Consider the following 15,280-nt stretch of genomic DNA (forward strand, 5'->3'; position numbering starts at 1 on the left):
ATGAATCGGTGGTTGTTATGACGATGATGATTAATCGATGATGCTGGCGATGCGGGCCGGTGAAATCGGCATCCGCACCGCGTCCGGCCGCCAGCCATACAGCAGTTCGGTGGCGCCGCCGCAGATGCGTCCCTGGCACGGCCCCATGCCGCAGCGTGTTTGCAGCTTGGCGCTGCGCCAGCTGGTATGCGTGCGCAACTCGCTGTGGCAGACGTCTTCGCAACGGCAGACGATGGTGTCGTCGCCGGCCAGTTTCAGTAGTTCCGGCCGCAGCGCAAAAGCGCGCTCCAGCCTTGCCGCGAATTTCTTCCAACGCGCGCGTTCGGCGTACAGCTGCCGCGCGGCGGTGAGCTGGCGGGTGGCCGCCAGGCCGGCGATAGCGCCCTCCGCCAGCGCAAGGTCCACGCCGCCGACGCCCGTGCCTTCGCCGGCGCAGTACACGCCGAACACGGAGGTCAACTGTTCATCGTCCACCAGCACCGTCGTTTGCCGGTTGTTCGATGCGGTGACGCAGCCCAGCGCCTGCGCCAGTTCGACGTTGGGCAGCAGGCCGTAGCCGCAGGCCAGGTAGTCGCATTGCAGCGCTTCCAGCTCGCGCGCGCCACCGCGCTGGATCAGGATCGATTGCAGCGTGCCGTCGCCCAGCGCCGAGTGCACATGGCTGCCGCGCAGGTAGGGGATGCCGCGCAGCTGCGCGGCCAGTTGCAGCGCCTGGGTGATCTTGGACGGCGTCGCCAGCAGGCCTAAGCCGAAGCGCGCCAACGCCGGCAAGGGCGCCTGTTCGATGATGGCGGCGATCTCCGCGCCCTTGGCGCGCAGCGTCGCGGCCACCGCCAGCAGCAGCGGGCCGCTGCCGGCCACCACCACGCGCTTGCCCTGTACCGGATAGCCGCCCTTGGCCAGCGCCTGCAAGCCGCCGGCGCCGGTCACGCCGGGCAGCGTCCAGCCGGGGAAGGGCAGCAGCCGCTCGCGCGCGCCGGTGGCCAGTATCAGTTTTTCGTAGTGCAGCGTGGCCGACGACGATGGCGTCTGCACTTGCAGCTGCTGCGGCGCCGGTGCGTACAGCACGCGCGTCTGCGGCAGGTAGGTCAGGTTGGAGGCGGCGCGCAGGTCGCTCCACATTCTTTGTGCACGCTGGTCCTGCTGCTGCTCCGGGCCGCCGCGCCAGATCTGGCCGCCGGCCAGCGGGTTGTCGTCGACCAGGCCGACCTGCGCGCCCTGCGCCACGGCCGCATGTGCCGCCGCCAGTCCGGCCGGTCCGGCGCCGATCACCAGTACGTCGTAGCGGGTCATGGCTGGACCTCGCCGGTGGTCACGCGCATGCCGTCGGCGCACAGCGTCTGGCAGGACAATTGGTGCATGCGGCCGTCGATGGTGACACGGCATTCCTGGCACACGCCCATGCCGCACAAGGGCGCGCGCGCCGCGCCGCGCACCGAGCGCCGGGTGACGGCGCTGCCGGCCATGGCGATCGCCGCGGCCACGCTGACGCCTTGCGCCACATGGATATCGCAGCCGTTGATGTTGATGTTGAGGACGACGTCAGTCATTGAAGCGTCCCGGCAAATAAGGTGCGGCGGGAATGCGCGTGCCGTCGCCGGTCATCTGGCCGGCCAGCAGTTGCGCCGTCGCCAGCGAGGTGGTGATGCCCAATCCTTCGTGTCCGGTCGCCAGCCACAGTCCGCGCCGCGCGGCGTGGGGGCCGATCAGCGGCAGGCCGTCCGGCGTGGCGGCGCGCAAGCCGGTCCAGCAGCGCAGCACGTTCAGTTGCGCCAGGGCTGGCGTGAACGCGGCGGCATGGCGCAGCATGCGTTGCAGCATGGCCGGCTCCACCGCCAGATCGATTGTGTCGAACTGGCGGGAGGAGCCGATCAGTACTTGTCCGGTAGGACGGGGCTGCAAATTGAACGCGACCGAGTCGCCGCTGGCGGCGTGGGCGCTTTTGATGTATCCCAGTTCCACCAGCTGGTGGTGGACAAAGCCGGGATAGCGGTCGGTGATGGCGATATGTCCTTTTTTGGGCTGCACCGGCAGTTCCGGCAGCAGCGTGGCGGAACGCGAACCTGCGGCCAGCACCACGTGCTGCGCCTGGTGGCGCGCGCCGTCGGCCAGCAGCACGCCGTTGTCTTCGATGGCGGCGACGCTGGCGCGCAGCGTGGTGGCGCCGCGCCGGATCGCCCGGTCCAGCAGGATGCGCGCGCTCTTGGGCGGATATACCAGGCCGTCGCCGGAGACCAGCAGGCCTCCGGCCAGGCCGGTGCGCAATTGCGGTTCGCGTGCATACAGCGCGGCGGGCGCCAGCAGCTCGCAGGCGATGCCATAGGCGGACAGCGTGTCGGCCTTGGTGCGCGCCGCCGCCATTTCTTCTTCATCGGCGGCGACCCAGATGGTGCCGCAGCGGCTGTACTCATGGCGCTGCGGCAGGTCGCCCACCAGCGAATTCCACAAGGAGACCGAATACGCCGACAACGCCAGCTCCGCCGGGTTGTCGTCCATGACTACCAGGTGTCCCATGCCGGCAGCGGTGGCGCCGCTGCCGGGCATGTCCTGTTCGATCACCATCACCCGCAGGCCGCGCTGGCTGAGCGCATCCGCACAGGCGGCACCGACGATGCCGGCGCCGATGACGATCACGTCGTGGTTGTTCACCGGATGCCCCATACGAAAGGATCGGTCGGATCGAGGATCAGCTGCGCCTGCGAGTTCACCCATGCGCGGCCGCGGATGCTGGGGATCAGCTGTTCGTCGCGATGGCGGTACGAGGCTTCGAACACGCTGCCGATCACGCTTTCCTGCTTCCACAGCGCGCCCTCGGCCAGCTTGCCGTCGGCCGCCAGGCAGGCCAGCTTGGCGCTGGTGCCGGTGCCGCAAGGCGAGCGGTCGTAGGCCTTGCCGGGGCAGAGCACGAAGCTCTGGCTGTCGGCGCCGGTGCGCGATGGCGCGAACAGTTCGATATGGTCGATCAGCGCGCCGCCGTCGCCGGTGATGCCGGCCTTTTCCAGTGCCGCGCTCACTGCCACGGTGTAGGCGGTCAGCGCCTCGACGTTACCAACCCCCAGTTCCAATCCATGACCGGAAACCAGGAAGAACCAGTTGCCGCCCCAGGCCACGTCGCCGGTGACCGGGCCGTGGCCAGGCACGTCGACCGTGACCTGGGCCTGGCTGCGGTACGAGGCCACGTTGTCCACCGTGACGCTGCCGTCGGCGTGCAGCTCCGCCTCGACCACGCCCACCGGCGTATCGATGCGATGGCGGCCGGCGCCGATGCGGCCCATGAAGGCCAGCGACGCGACCAGGCCGATGGTGCCGTGGCCGCACATGCCGAGGTAGCCGACATTGTTGAAGAAGATGACGCCTGCGGCACAATCGGCCTCGTAGGGCTCGCACAGCAGCGCGCCGACCAGCACGTCCGAACCGCGCGGTTCGCACACCACGGCGGAGCGGAAGCGGTCGTGCTGGCGTTTCAGCAGGGCGAGCCGCTCGCTGAGCGGTCCTTGGCCCAGTTCCGGGCCGCCGTCGGTCACCAGGCGGGTCGGTTCGCCGCCGGTGTGGGAGTCGATGATGGAGATGGTTTTCATGCTCAAATCTTAGGCCTCCTGAGGTTAGTTGTCTTGCACGTCCTGCGCATGATCGATGACGAAATCTGCACAACTGCGATAAAACAGGAGACGCCGCCGGGCGCCGCTGGCACAATCGCCTTCATGCATAAAGAACTCCCTCACGACGACGCCCGCCGCGCCCTGGGCACGGGCATCGCCGATCCCTTCTTCGCCGAAGCGCTGTTCGACGCGCTGCCGGACGTGGTTTTCTTCGTCAAGGACGTCGAATGCCGCTATGTGGTGGTCAATCAGACGCTGGTGCAGCGTTGCGGTCAGCGGCACAAGGCGGCGCTGATCGGCCGCACGCCGGCCGAGGTGTTCGCGCGGCCGTTCGGCCAGACCTACCTGGCGCAGGACATGGCGGTGCTGGCCGGCGGCAGCGATATCGAAGACCAGCTGGAACTGCATCTGTATCCCAACCGCGATCCCGGCTGGTGCCTGACGCGCAAGACCGCGCTGCGCGACGCCGCCGGCCGCATCGTCGGCCTGACCGGCGTGTCGCGCGACCTGGCGATGGCGGACAAGAAGAACCCCGCCTACCGCAAGGTGGCGGCGGCGGTGAACCTGATCCACCAGGAATACGGCCAGGCCTTGCCGCTGGCCGAGCTGGCGCGCACGGCCAATATGTCGGTGGCGCAGATCGAGCGCTACTTCCTGCGCATCTTCCACCTGACGCCGCGCCAGATGATCATCCAGACCCGCGTCGACGCCGCCTCGCGCTTGCTGAAGGGCGCCCCCAGCGTGGCGGAAATCGCCCAGGCCTGCGGCTACGGCGACCATTCCGCCTTCACGCGCCAGTTCAAGGCCACCACCGGCGTCACGCCGACCCAGTACCGCCAGCTGGCGGTGGCGGGCAAGGGCGGTTAGCGCGCTCATACCGGCAGGTGGATGTCGCGGATGTCGGCCATCTCGGCGCGGTTGCGGCCCATCTGCTTGGCGCGGTAAAGCGAGGCGTCGGCCTGCTTGAGCAGGTCGGCGGCGGCGCTGTCCGCATCGGGCACCGTCACGGCGACGCCGACGCTGACGGTGACCACGCCGTAGGGCGACAAGGCGTGCGGCATGCGCAGCGCCTCGACCACCTGGCACACCATATCCGCCATCTTTTGCGCGTGTTCGGCATCGGTCGACTGCGAGATCACCGCGAACTCCTCGCCGCCGTAGCGCGCGACGAAATCGCCGCTGCGCCGCACCTGGGCGGCCAGCGCCTGCGCCACCATGCGCAGCACCTCGTCGCCGGCTTGGTGGCCGTAGTGGTCGTTGTATTGCTTGAACAGGTCGACATCCAGCATCGCCACCGCCAGCGGCTGGCGGCCGCGCCAGGCGCGGCTCCATTCGGCGTTCAGCATCTCGTCGAAGCGGCGCCGGTTGGCGATGCCGGTCAAGCCGTCGGTGGCGCTCATCGCGGCCAGCAGCTGGTTCGATTGTTCCAGTTCGCGCGTGCGTTCCTGCACCCGGCTTTCCAGTTCGCGTTCGCGCATGCGCAGTTCGTTGAGCATCACGGCGAAGCCGATGCCGACGATGCACAGCGTCAGGATGAACTCCTGGGCGTGCAGTGTCTCCAGGTACACCGGCACGTCGCCGAAGGGTTTGAAATGGGCGGTCATCGTCATCGTCATGCCGAGCGAAATCAGGGCCACGAACAACGTCGTCATGCGGATGCCGAAGCGGAAGGCGATGACCGCCACCGCGGGCAGCAGCAGGGTGGGCGTGACGGGGAAACCGTCGATGGCGCCGCCCTGCGCGAACAGCACGGCCGTCGCCAGCATCAGCGTCAGCGCCAGGCCGGCGTCGTCGAGCCATGTGCGGCGCCGTTTCTGGCGCGGCGGGTAGGTGAAGGCCAGCAGCATCGGCGTGTAGATCAGCAGCCCGAGGGCGTCGCCGAACCACCACAGGCGGACCAGTGTCGGGTAGGGCGTGGTGTCGCCGCCGACCTGCTGCATCACGACCGCCGCCATCAGCGCAGCCGCCAGCGTGCCGGCGATCGGCCCGGCCACCACGAAGCGCAGCAGGTCCTGCGTCCGTTGCAGGCGGAAGGTGGCGCCGCTGCGGCGCATCAGCAGGAAGGACAGCATCACCTCGAACAGGTTGATGACGCTCAGCAGGACCGCTTCATGCAAGGGGAAGGTACCGAGATTGCCCAGGATGTCGGAGCTGAAGGTCATCGCCGCCATCAGCGGCGCGCGTTGGCCGTTAAAGCGCACCAGCGCGGCCAGCAGCACGGCGTTCGGCAGCCAGACCACCACCACTTTTTCAGGCGTGACGGCGCAGAACAGCGTCAGTTTGACGCTGGCGAAATGGAGCAGGAACAGTAGTACGCAGAACAGCCAGCCAGGCCGTTCCCAGAACGTGGCACGTTTGATCATCAGCTGCCTTTGCGGAGGGAGGCAACCGGCGCGGCGGTCGGTTCACGCTAGATTGCCCCGCAACGGCAGCGCTGTCAATCCCTGCCGAATCGGGCGGCCAGCTCGCGCTCTTCGTCGTTGGCCTGGTGCAGATCCCAGGCCCGCAGCCGCGGCGTCATCAGGTGGTGCCACAGCGGCGGCACCAGCGCCACCAGGATGGTCGACAGGTAACCGCCTATCATCATCGGCGCATCTGGATACGGATGCAGGTCCTGGTACGGCAGGCCGGCGCGGGCGTGGTGGTGCGAGTGGCGCGTCAGGTTGAACATGGTCCAGGAGCTCAGGCGCTTGTTGGTGTTCCACGAGTGGCGCGGCTGCACCGGTTTGGCCGGATTGCGTACCAGGCCATAGTGCTCCATGTAGTTGACCACCTCCAGCAGCGCCTTGCCCCACAGCGCGCAGGCGGTGAAGAACAGCGTCGCCGTGGCGCCGCCCCAGTACCAGGCCGCGGCCAGCAGCAGTACGCTCATCAGGTAGCCGCGTATCACCAAGTTGTGCCAGGTGTACTGGCGATGGCCGCGCCGTTCCAGCCGTTTGCGTTCCAGCTTCCACGCGCTGATGTTGCCCTTGATGGTGGAGCAGACGATGTGCCAGTAGACGTTGCGTCCACGCGGCGCGGTGGCCGGGTCCTCGCAGGTGGAGACGTAGCGGTGGTGGCCGTACACATGCTCGATGGCGAAGCCGGTGTCGAAGCTGAAGGCCAGCAGCCAGCGGCCGATCAGCAGCGATACCGGTTCCTTGGTGCGGTGGACCAGTTCATGCGCGGTGATGGTGCCTATCATGCCTATCATCAGCCCGGTCAGCAGCACGGCGGCCGCCAGCTGGAGCGGCGAGGCGTAACGGCCGGCGATGAAGCTGTCCAGCGCCGCGCCGACGATCAGCAACAGCAGCGGCAACGCCAGCCACAGTTGCCCGGTCAGGATGGCGTGATGGCGCAGCGACGGCGTGCTCAGATCGTCGCCGCCCAGTAGGTCGCCGAGCACGTAGAACAGCACCACGCCAAGCAGCGACGCCGTGACCGTGTCGCCGCCCACGTACAGCGCGGCGGCGGCCAGCAGGCCGACCACATGGAACAGAAAAAACTTCAGGTAGTGCAGGACGTTCATCGACGCGGTCTCCTTGTTGTTATTACGTCCATTGTAGGCAGCGTCGCGGCGTCCAAGGGAGGTGCCGAATTGACATGCAGGGGTTATTTATTGACAATCGATTCATCTTCATTCAGGCGCTCCCCATGCAGGCAAACGATCACACGCTGGCAAGCAGCTACCTGCGCCAGATCGCCGAGCAAATCGGCAGCATGGGCGGCGACGTCGGCGACTGGCTGGCGCGCAGCGGCCTGCGCGCGGACCAACTGGACGACGGCGAACTGGCCGTGTCGTTCCCGGTTTTCCGCCAATTGGTGCTGGACTCGGTGACGCTCACCGGCGAACCGGCCATGGGGCTGCTGGTGGGCGACCGCATGCGCGAGCACACCCACGGCATCCTCGGCTACGCCGCCATGAACAGCGCCACGCTGCGCCAGGCGCTGGAACTGCTGGAGCGCTTCTTCATGCTGCGCACGACGATGATCTCGATCGACTTCGCGCAGCAGGGCGACGACTTCCGCGTGCGCCTGCATGAACGCATTCCGCTGGGGGATATCGCGCGGCCGGTGCTGGAGGCGGCGCTGCTGGCGTTTAAAAATGTGCTGGACTTCATCGCGCGCGGCTCGTATCAATGCCGCAGCGTGGCCTTCCAGTTCGCCGCGCCGGACGATGCTCCGCTGGCGCGGGAGCTGTTCCGCTGCGAGGTCAAGTACGAGCAGGATTGGACCGGCATGGTGCTGCCATCGGCGGCCATCGATGTGCCGTTGCGGGTGGGCGATCCCGCCACGTTCGGACACGCGGTGCAGATCTGCCAGCGGGAGCTGGACAAGCTGGCGGCGCAAGTCTCGCTGAGCGCGCGCGTGCAGCGGCTGATGCTGGAGCAGCGCACCAGCTTCCCGTCGCTGCAACTGACGGCGCGGCTGTTGTGCATGACACCGCGCACCCTGCACCGGCGCCTGCTGGAGGAGGGCAGTTCATACAAGCAGATACTGGAACAGGTGCGCCGCATGCTGGCGCTGGAATACCTGCGCGCCGGACAGCTCAGCGTGCAGGAGATCAGCTACGCGCTGGGCTACACCGACGTCGCTAACTTCCGCCGCGCGTTTAAGCGCTGGGAGTCGGTGCCGCCATCGGCGCGGCGCTGACGATTTATGGCATTATCGTTATCACTGACTTCATCACATGAACGGAGACCAGCATGGCGACTAAAGCGTTGGTATTGACGGCGGAGGCGCTGCGGCGCCGTTCCTTTCTACGGCAGGCCGGCGCGATAGGCGCAGCGGCCGCATTCGGCAACCCGGTGCTGGACGCGCTGGCGGCGGAACCGGGCCGCGTCACGCTGCCGTTCGAGAACGGCGAGCGTGAACTGGTCGCCTATCCGCAGAAGCGGCCGCTGATCCTGCTCACCGCCCGTCCGCCGCAACTGGAAACGCCGTTCAGCGTCTTCAACGAATCGGTGATCACGCCGAACGACGCCTTCTTCGTGCGCTATCACTGGAGCGGCATTCCGACTTCCATCGACCCGCAGGCCTATCGCCTGCGCGTAGGTGGCAACGTCAATACGCCGCTGGAGCTTTCGCTGGCCGACCTGCGCCAGATGGCCGATGCGACCGAGTTGGTCGCCGTGGTCCAGTGCTCCGGCAACAGCCGTGGACATTTCGAGCCGCGCGCCAATGGCGGCCAGCTGTCGAACGGCGCCATGGGCAACGCGCGCTGGACCGGCGTCCCGCTGCGCAAGGTGCTGGAGAAGGCCGGCGTAAAGGCTGGCTCGGTGCAGGTGGCGTTCAATGGCCTCGATACGCCGCCGCTCGGCGACGGCCCCGATTTCGTCAAGGCGCTCAATCTCGATCATGCGCTCGATGGTGAAGTCATGCTGGCCTGGCAGATGAACGGCGCCGACCTGCCGATGCTGAACGGCTATCCGCTGCGCCTGATCGTGCCGGGCTACTACGGCACGTACTGGGTCAAGCACCTGTCCGATATCACCGTGACCGACAAGGTGTTCGATGGCTTCTGGATGAGCACCGCCTATCGCATACCGGACAACCAGTGCGCCTGCACCGAGCCGGGTAAAGGACCGGCCAAGACCGTCCCGATTAACCGCATGAATGTGCGCTCCTTCGTGACCAGCCTGACCGAAGGCATGCACGTCAAGAGCGGGCAGCAGACGGCGGTGCGCGGCATCGCCTTCGACGGCGGCTATGGCGTGAACGAGGTGGCTTTCTCGTCGGATGGCGGCAAGAACTGGCAGGCCGCGCAACTGGGCAAGGACCTGGGCAAGTACTCGTTCCGCGAATGGAGCGCGGCGTTCACGCCCAAGCAGAAAGGCAGTCACGAGCTGATGGTGCGTGCGGTCAATCGCATCGGCCAGGGCCAGCCTGCCAGCGCCTTGTGGAATCCACCCGGCTACATGCGCAATGTGGTCGAATCGACGCGCGTCGTCGCGGTTTAAGGAGAGAGTCATGATGATCCGTTCCCTGCTCGCCGCCGGCCTGATGATGGCGGCCCCCGCGTTCGCGCTCGATATCGACCTGCCGTCCGAAACCGCGCTGTTCAAACCCAGCACACTGCCGGGTTATGCGCTGGTCCAGAACAATTGCATGCTCTGCCACTCGGCGCACTACATCCACTCGCAACCGCCGGCATCGCCGCGCGCCTACTGGGAAGCCACGGTGAAGAAGATGAAGAAACCGTTCGGCGCCCCGTTTGCGGATGCCGACATTCCCGACATGGTCGATTACCTGGTCAAGACCTACGGCGCCGAACGCACCGCTGCCACCCGTCCCGCCGCCACCAAATAGCGCGACACATAAGCAAAAAGGGCGATAACTCATCGAGTTATCGCCCTTCGAAATTCTTGGTGGTGATAGGTGGACTTGAACCACCGACCCCAGCATTATGAATGCTGTGCTCTAACCAACTGAGCTATATCACCTGCAACGCCCAGCATTATGGGGGTTGGAGCCTTCGCTGTCAACGACCGTTCCGAAAATTTTTTAAAATTTTGAATCGCGTCGCCAAAAGATAGTCAAATTGGTATGCTGTTTCGCTGGATGTGAGCATTTTTTTAACGGAGACGATATGGCGACCAATATCTTTGTGAACCTCCCCGTGCGCGACCTGGCGGCCTCGGTCAGGTTCTTCACTCATCTGGGCTACTCCTTCAACCAGCACTACACCGACGACAGCGCCACCTGCATGATCGTGGCGGAAAATATCTTCGTCATGCTGCTGGTCGAGGAGCGCTTCAAGGGTTTCACACCCAAACCCATCTGCGACGCCCGTACCTCGACCGAGGTGCTGCTCTGCCTGCAGGTGGAATCACGCGAACAGGTCACGTCCATGGTCAACAAGGCCATCGAGGCCGGCGGCAGCGCCTACAAGGAGCCGCAGGACCATGGCTTCATGTACGGCCACGGCTACCAGGACCTCGACGGCCATTTGTGGGAAATCATTTATATGGATTCGGCGCCGCCGAAAACCTAGCCCAGCTTCTCGGCGATCTGCGCCAGCATCGCGCTGGCCGGATCGGCGCCCAGGCAGTCGAGCACCACGCGCTCCGGCATGGAGCGCAGCCACGTCAGCTGGCGCTTGGCCAACTGGCGCGTGGCGATGATGCCGGTTTCGCGCATCGTCTTGTAGTCGATGGTGCCGTCCAGGTATTCCCATGCCTGGCGATAGCCGACGCAGCGCATCGACGGCAGGCCTGGATGCAGGTCGCCTCGGCGGCGCAGCACTTCCACTTCGGTGATCAGGTTACCGTCCGGGCTTTCTTCCAGCATGATGTCGAAGCGGCGCGCGATGCGTTCGTGCAGCACGGCGCGGTCCGACGGCTCCAGCGCGAACGACAGCAGGTCGAACGGCAGCTCGGTCTTTTCCTTCAACGCCAGCAGTTCCGACATCGGCTTGCCGCTCAAGGCGCAGATCTCCAGCGCGCGCTGGATGCGCTGCGCGTCCGCCGGCGCCAGGCGGGCGGCGGTTTCGGGATCGAGCAATGCTAATTTTGCGTGCATCGCCGGCCAGCCGACGCGGGCCGCTTCCTCTTCCAGCTCGGCGCGCAGCGCCGGATCGGCGCCGGGCAGGTCGTCGAGGCCGTCGGCCAGGCCTTTGAAGTACAGCATGGTGCCGCCCACCAGCAAGGGCAGCTTGCCGCGCGCGACGATGTCGTCGACCAGCCGCAGCGTGTCGTTGCGGAACTGCGCCACCGAATACGAATCTAGTGGATCGATGATGTCGATCAGGTGATGTGGCGCGGCGGCGCGTTCTTCGCGCGTGGGCTTGGCGGTGCCGATGTCCATGCCGCGATACACCAGAGCGGAATCGACCGAGATGATCTCCGACGGAATACGCTGCGCGATGGCCAGCGCGGACGCCGTCTTGCCCGACGCCGTAGGCCCCATGATGGCGACCGCCAGCGGTTTTGAAACGTGAGTGTTCATCTTATTGACCGCGCAGGAATAGCTTGTCGAGCGCGCCGATTTCCACCTGCACCCAGGTCGGGCGGCCGTGGTTGCACTGGTCGGCGCGTTCGGTGATTTCCATCTGGCGCAGCAGGGCGTTCATCTCCTGCGTCGACAGGATGCGGTTGGCGCGCACCGCCGTGTGGCAGGCCAGGGTGCCGAGCAGCTCGTTCTGGCGCTCGATGAGCACCCGTGAGCCGCCGAATTCGCGCACGTCGCGCAGCACGTCGCGCGCCAGCGTCTGGGCGTCCGCGTTCTTCAGCAGCACCGGCACCGAGCGCACCGCCAGCGTGGTCGGCGACAGCGTGGCGATGTCGAAGCCCAATGCCTGCAAGGTCTCCTGGTGTTCGGAGGCGGTGGCCACTTCCACCGTGTCGGCGTAGAAGGTGACGGGGATCAGCAGCGGCTGCACCTGCATCTCTTCGCCGGCGACGCGGCTGTCCAATGCGGTCTTCAATTGTTCGTACAGGATGCGCTCGTGCGCGGCGTGCATGTCGACCAGCACCATGCCCTTGTTGTTCTGCGCCAGGATGTAGATGCCGTGCAGCTGCGCCAGCGCGAAGCCGAGCGGGAACTCTTCCTGCGCCATCGCGGCCGAGGATACGGTGAACGGGCTGGCCTGCGGCAGCGCCATGTCCGATTCGGCGCGGTAGCCGGTGACGGGGCCGGAGCCGCCGAACAGGGCGCCGTATTTTTCCGTGCTCTGGGCGATGCCGCCTTCGCTGCCGCCGAAGCGCGGTGCGCCGAAGCCTGCGCCTGCGCCGCTGTCACGCGACCCGAATGGCGACGGCGAGAACGTCGGTGCATAGTCCGGCGCCAGCAACGGCCCGAACGAAGTCTGTTCGCCGCGCCAGGTCGAACTGCCCAGGCTTTCGGCCGCCGGCAGCGGCGACGGCACGCTGCCGTGCGCGGTGGCCGAGGTCTGCGCCAGCGCGCGCTGCACCGCATGGAACACAAACTGGTGCACCGCGCGGCTGTCGCGGAAGCGCACTTCGATCTTCGACGGATGGACGTTGACGTCCACCAGCGCAGGATCGAGATCGAGCGCCAGCACGTAGGAAGGGAAGCGGTCGCCGTGCAGCACGTCCTGGTAGGCCGCCTTGACGGCATGCACCAGCACTTTGTCGCGCACGAAGCGGCCGTTCACGTAGAAGAACTGGCCGTCGGCGCGCGCCTTGGAGGCGGTCGGCAGGCCGGCGTAGCCGTGCAGGCGCAGCGGGCCGGCGCTTTCGTCGATCGGCAGGCGCGCCTCGGCAAAGCCGTCGCCGAGGATGTGGGCGCTGCGCTTGGCCATCTCGCTGACGTTCCAGTGATCGATGGTGCGGCCGTTGTGGCTGAGCGAGAACGACACGTCCGGCCGCGCCAGCGCGATGCGGCGCACGACTTCGGCGCAGTGGCCGAATTCGGTCTGCTCGGATTTGAGGAACTTGCGGCGCGCCGGCGTGTTGAAGTACAGGTCCTGCACGTCGACCGTGGTGCCCTGGGCGCCGGACGACGGCGCCACCGCGCCGTTGTGCGAGCCGACGATTTCCCATGCATGGGCGGCATCGGCGGTGCGCGAGGTCAGCGTGACGGCGGCCACCGAGGCGATCGAGGCCAGCGCCTCGCCGCGGAAGCCCAGCGTGCCGACGTTTTCCAGGTCGTCCAGCGAGGCGATCTTGGAGGTGGCGTGGCGCGCCAGCGCGAGCGGCATCTGCTCGGGCGGGATGCCGCGGCCGTTGTCGGTGATGGCGATGCGTTTGACGCCGCCTTCCTCCAGCCGCACGGTGATCTGGGTGGAACCGGCGTCGAGGGCGTTTTCCAGCAGCTCCTTGACCACGGCGGACGGCCGTTCGACCACCTCGCCGGCGGCGATCTGCGAAATCAGCTGGTCAGGCAGGGCCTGGATGGGGCGGGGAGTGTGGGGGGAAGTGTCGGGCGCGTTCATCACGAGATTATAACTGCTCGCCGCGCCCGCTCCCCCGCCGGGCTTAGTCTTTTGGATGCTCGCGCACCGGAATCGGCGCATTGCACAGCTCAACGTAATGCGGCGTGAATTTGTTCCACGGGCCGCCACGGTTGCGCGCCGCGTCGACCACGTCCTTGTAAATTGCCGCCTCGCTGCGCATCACTTCCAGGTGGCTGCGCTCCGCCTCCGGCACATCGGCCTCCAGCCGCACCGATTTGATCGGCATGCGGGTCTCGCTGGCGCCATAGAAGCCCATCGCCTCGCTGCCGCGCGGCAGTCCGGTCAGCAGCGGCATGCCCGCTACCACCCGGCCCACCACCGTGATATTGCGGTCCAGGTGGCGCGGCGCGTTGCCGGTGACGGCATACAGCTCGGCCCCGGTGCCGCTGTCGGTGTCGTTGTCGCGGCCCACGCCGACCATGCCGTAGCAATGCGCCAGCCAGGTGGTCTTGGCCTTGGGATCGCGGCCGACCGGGAAGCCGTTCGAATGGCCGATCTGCGGCGCGTAGCCGTCCGCGTCCTGCTGGCGCACGAAGCGCTTGTCGTTCGCCATCGGCACCGTGAACTCGCCCGGCACCTTGGCCTTGGCCGATCCCAGCGACTTGGGCGTGGTCTCGGCGTTCGGGTCGCCCCATTGCGCCACATAGTTATCCTGCGAGCGCAGCATGGCCAGACCGTCGAAATACCCTTCCTTGACCAGCGTCTTGATGTTGGCGGTGCCCTGCGGCGCGAAATCCGGCGCCAGCTCGATCACCACGCGGCCGCTGGGCAGCTCCATGTACAAGGTGTTGTTGGGGTCCAGCGGACGCCAGTCGGACGGCTTGGACAGCTTGACGATGTCGCCGGCGCTGGGCCGGACCGGCAGGTCGGCGGCATGCGCCAGGGAAGCCAGGCTGATCGCCAGGGCGGAGAGGGGAAGGGCGCGGAACGGGTGGGTCAGGGACATCCATTATCTCCTTGGTTGGTCGCGCCTGCTTGTTGCGGGCGCCCGGGAGATTGTAAACTGGATATCAACGGTCTGGAAACTTCCGCGACCGGGGCAAGGGTGGTGTATGATTCCGGCGCAGACTTTATGGGAAGAATATGGATTTTATGCAATTTTTTGACATGATCCTTCATGTCGACAAAACACTGGAAGTGCTGATTCAGCAATACGGAACCTTGGTCTATGCCGTGCTGTTCGCGATTATCTTCTGCGAAACCGGTCTGGTGGTGCTGTTCTTCTTCCCAGGCGATACGCTGCTGTTCATTGCCGGCGCCCTGTGCGCGCTGGGCGAAATGAATCTGTTCCTGCTGATGCTGCTGCTGATTACGGCGGCCGTCACCGGCAACACGCTCAATTACTGGATAGGCGAGGCCATCGGGCAGCGCGTGTTCACCCACGATTACCGCTGGCTCAACAAGGATGCGCTGCGCCGCACCCACGATTTCTTTGAAAAACACGGCGGCAAGACTATCGTGCTGGCGCGTTTCGTGCCGGTGGTGCGCACCTTCGCGCCGTTCGTGGCCGGCGTGTCGGACATGACCCATACCCGCTTCCAGATGTACAACATCACCGGCGCCGTGCTGTGGGTGGCGCTGCTGACCACCGCCGGCTACTTCTTCGGCAATATCGCCATCGTGCGCGAACACCTGACCGAGATCGTGCTGTTCGGCGTCGGCGTGGCCGTGGTGCCGATGGCGCTGGGCGGCATGTGGAAGCTGTCGCGCCGCATGCTGGGCCGCTGAGCGTGATGTTTTGTAAATAAAGTCCTTCGAAAAGGCCCGGTCCGCTCAAGTTTTGCCC

The 15,280-nt window shown here is 66.2% G+C and carries 15 protein-coding genes and 1 tRNA gene; 6 read left to right on the forward strand and 10 right to left on the reverse strand.

Going from position 1 to position 15,280, the window contains the following annotated elements; genetic code table 11:
• Positions 1-30: 30 nt before the first annotated feature.
• Genes D0T21_RS19360 through D0T21_RS19375 form a run of 4 tightly spaced genes read right to left on the reverse strand, consistent with a single transcriptional unit; the run spans position 31 to position 3,578 of the window.
• Positions 31-1,293 carry an FAD/NAD(P)-binding oxidoreductase gene (locus tag D0T21_RS19360; protein ID WP_116991561.1) on the reverse strand — a complete coding sequence of 421 codons (1,263 nt, stop codon included), beginning with the start codon at positions 1,291-1,293 and terminating at the stop codon, positions 31-33.
• Positions 1,290-1,550 carry a 2Fe-2S iron-sulfur cluster-binding protein gene (locus D0T21_RS19365; RefSeq protein WP_116991560.1) on the reverse strand — a complete coding sequence of 87 codons (261 nt, stop codon included), beginning with the start codon at positions 1,548-1,550 and terminating at the stop codon, positions 1,290-1,292. Before D0T21_RS19365 ends, D0T21_RS19360 begins: the two co-directional genes overlap by 4 nt.
• A complete protein-coding gene (locus D0T21_RS19370; protein ID WP_116991559.1) occupies positions 1,543-2,661 on the reverse strand; it encodes an FAD-binding oxidoreductase in 1,119 nt (372 codons plus the stop codon). The genes D0T21_RS19365 and D0T21_RS19370 overlap by 8 nt, the downstream gene beginning before the upstream one ends.
• On the reverse strand, positions 2,646-3,578 hold the full coding sequence (locus D0T21_RS19375; protein WP_116991868.1) for a 4-hydroxyproline epimerase: 933 nt from the start codon (positions 3,576-3,578) through the stop codon (positions 2,646-2,648). The genes D0T21_RS19370 and D0T21_RS19375 overlap by 16 nt, the downstream gene beginning before the upstream one ends.
• A gap of 48 nt (positions 3,579-3,626) precedes the next feature.
• On the opposite strand from D0T21_RS19375, the gene D0T21_RS19380 reads away from it, so the two are divergent.
• A complete protein-coding gene (locus D0T21_RS19380) occupies positions 3,627-4,466 on the forward strand; it encodes an AraC family transcriptional regulator (RefSeq protein WP_116991867.1) in 840 nt (279 codons plus the stop codon).
• Between the two features lie 5 nt (positions 4,467-4,471).
• On the opposite strand, the gene D0T21_RS19385 is transcribed toward D0T21_RS19380, so the two are convergent.
• On the reverse strand, positions 4,472-5,962 hold the full coding sequence (locus tag D0T21_RS19385) for a diguanylate cyclase (protein ID WP_116991558.1): 1,491 nt from the start codon (positions 5,960-5,962) through the stop codon (positions 4,472-4,474).
• Between the two features lie 74 nt (positions 5,963-6,036).
• Positions 6,037-7,107: an alkane 1-monooxygenase gene (locus D0T21_RS19390; protein ID WP_116991557.1), complete on the reverse strand. Its 1,071-nt coding sequence runs from the start codon at positions 7,105-7,107 to the stop codon at positions 6,037-6,039.
• A gap of 125 nt (positions 7,108-7,232) precedes the next feature.
• Between D0T21_RS19390 and D0T21_RS19395 the strand changes: the two genes are divergently transcribed.
• The 3 genes from D0T21_RS19395 to D0T21_RS19405 are packed head-to-tail and all read left to right on the forward strand — an operon-like array spanning position 7,233 to position 9,887.
• Positions 7,233-8,231 (forward strand): AraC family transcriptional regulator, encoded by a 999-nt coding sequence (locus D0T21_RS19395; protein ID WP_116991556.1) that lies wholly within the window; start codon positions 7,233-7,235, stop codon positions 8,229-8,231.
• Positions 8,232-8,284: 53 nt separating this feature from the next.
• Positions 8,285-9,538: a molybdopterin-dependent oxidoreductase gene (locus tag D0T21_RS19400; RefSeq protein WP_116991555.1), complete on the forward strand. Its 1,254-nt coding sequence runs from the start codon at positions 8,285-8,287 to the stop codon at positions 9,536-9,538.
• A gap of 10 nt (positions 9,539-9,548) precedes the next feature.
• Positions 9,549-9,887, forward strand: coding sequence for a cytochrome c (locus tag D0T21_RS19405; protein ID WP_116991554.1), 339 nt, complete (start codon positions 9,549-9,551; stop codon positions 9,885-9,887).
• 57 nt (positions 9,888-9,944) lie between these two features.
• Here D0T21_RS19405 and D0T21_RS19410 read toward each other — a convergent pair.
• Positions 9,945-10,021, reverse strand: a tRNA-Met gene (locus D0T21_RS19410).
• A gap of 146 nt (positions 10,022-10,167) precedes the next feature.
• Here D0T21_RS19410 and D0T21_RS19415 point away from each other — a divergent pair.
• Positions 10,168-10,572 carry a VOC family protein gene (locus tag D0T21_RS19415; protein ID WP_116991553.1) on the forward strand — a complete coding sequence of 135 codons (405 nt, stop codon included), beginning with the start codon at positions 10,168-10,170 and terminating at the stop codon, positions 10,570-10,572.
• Here the strand turns inward: D0T21_RS19415 and miaA are convergent.
• From miaA to D0T21_RS19430, 3 genes are read right to left on the reverse strand one after another with little or no spacing between them, the layout of a single operon-like run.
• Positions 10,569-11,525: a tRNA (adenosine(37)-N6)-dimethylallyltransferase MiaA gene (gene miaA / locus D0T21_RS19420; protein WP_116991552.1), complete on the reverse strand. Its 957-nt coding sequence runs from the start codon at positions 11,523-11,525 to the stop codon at positions 10,569-10,571. The genes D0T21_RS19415 and miaA overlap by 4 nt on opposite strands.
• Before the next feature lies 1 nt (position 11,526).
• Positions 11,527-13,473: a DNA mismatch repair endonuclease MutL gene (mutL, locus tag D0T21_RS19425; RefSeq protein ID WP_116991551.1), complete on the reverse strand. Its 1,947-nt coding sequence runs from the start codon at positions 13,471-13,473 to the stop codon at positions 11,527-11,529.
• Between the two features lie 43 nt (positions 13,474-13,516).
• A complete protein-coding gene (locus tag D0T21_RS19430) occupies positions 13,517-14,440 on the reverse strand; it encodes a peptidylprolyl isomerase (RefSeq protein ID WP_116991550.1) in 924 nt (307 codons plus the stop codon).
• Between the two features lie 137 nt (positions 14,441-14,577).
• Here D0T21_RS19430 and D0T21_RS19435 point away from each other — a divergent pair, with 137 nt between their 5' ends.
• Positions 14,578-15,222 (forward strand): VTT domain-containing protein, encoded by a 645-nt coding sequence (locus D0T21_RS19435; RefSeq protein WP_116991549.1) that lies wholly within the window; start codon positions 14,578-14,580, stop codon positions 15,220-15,222.
• Positions 15,223-15,280 lie beyond the last annotated feature (58 nt).

Source organism: Duganella sp. BJB476 (genome assembly GCF_003416895.1).
In the GTDB taxonomy this organism is placed as follows: Bacteria; Pseudomonadota; Gammaproteobacteria; order Burkholderiales; family Burkholderiaceae_D; genus Rugamonas.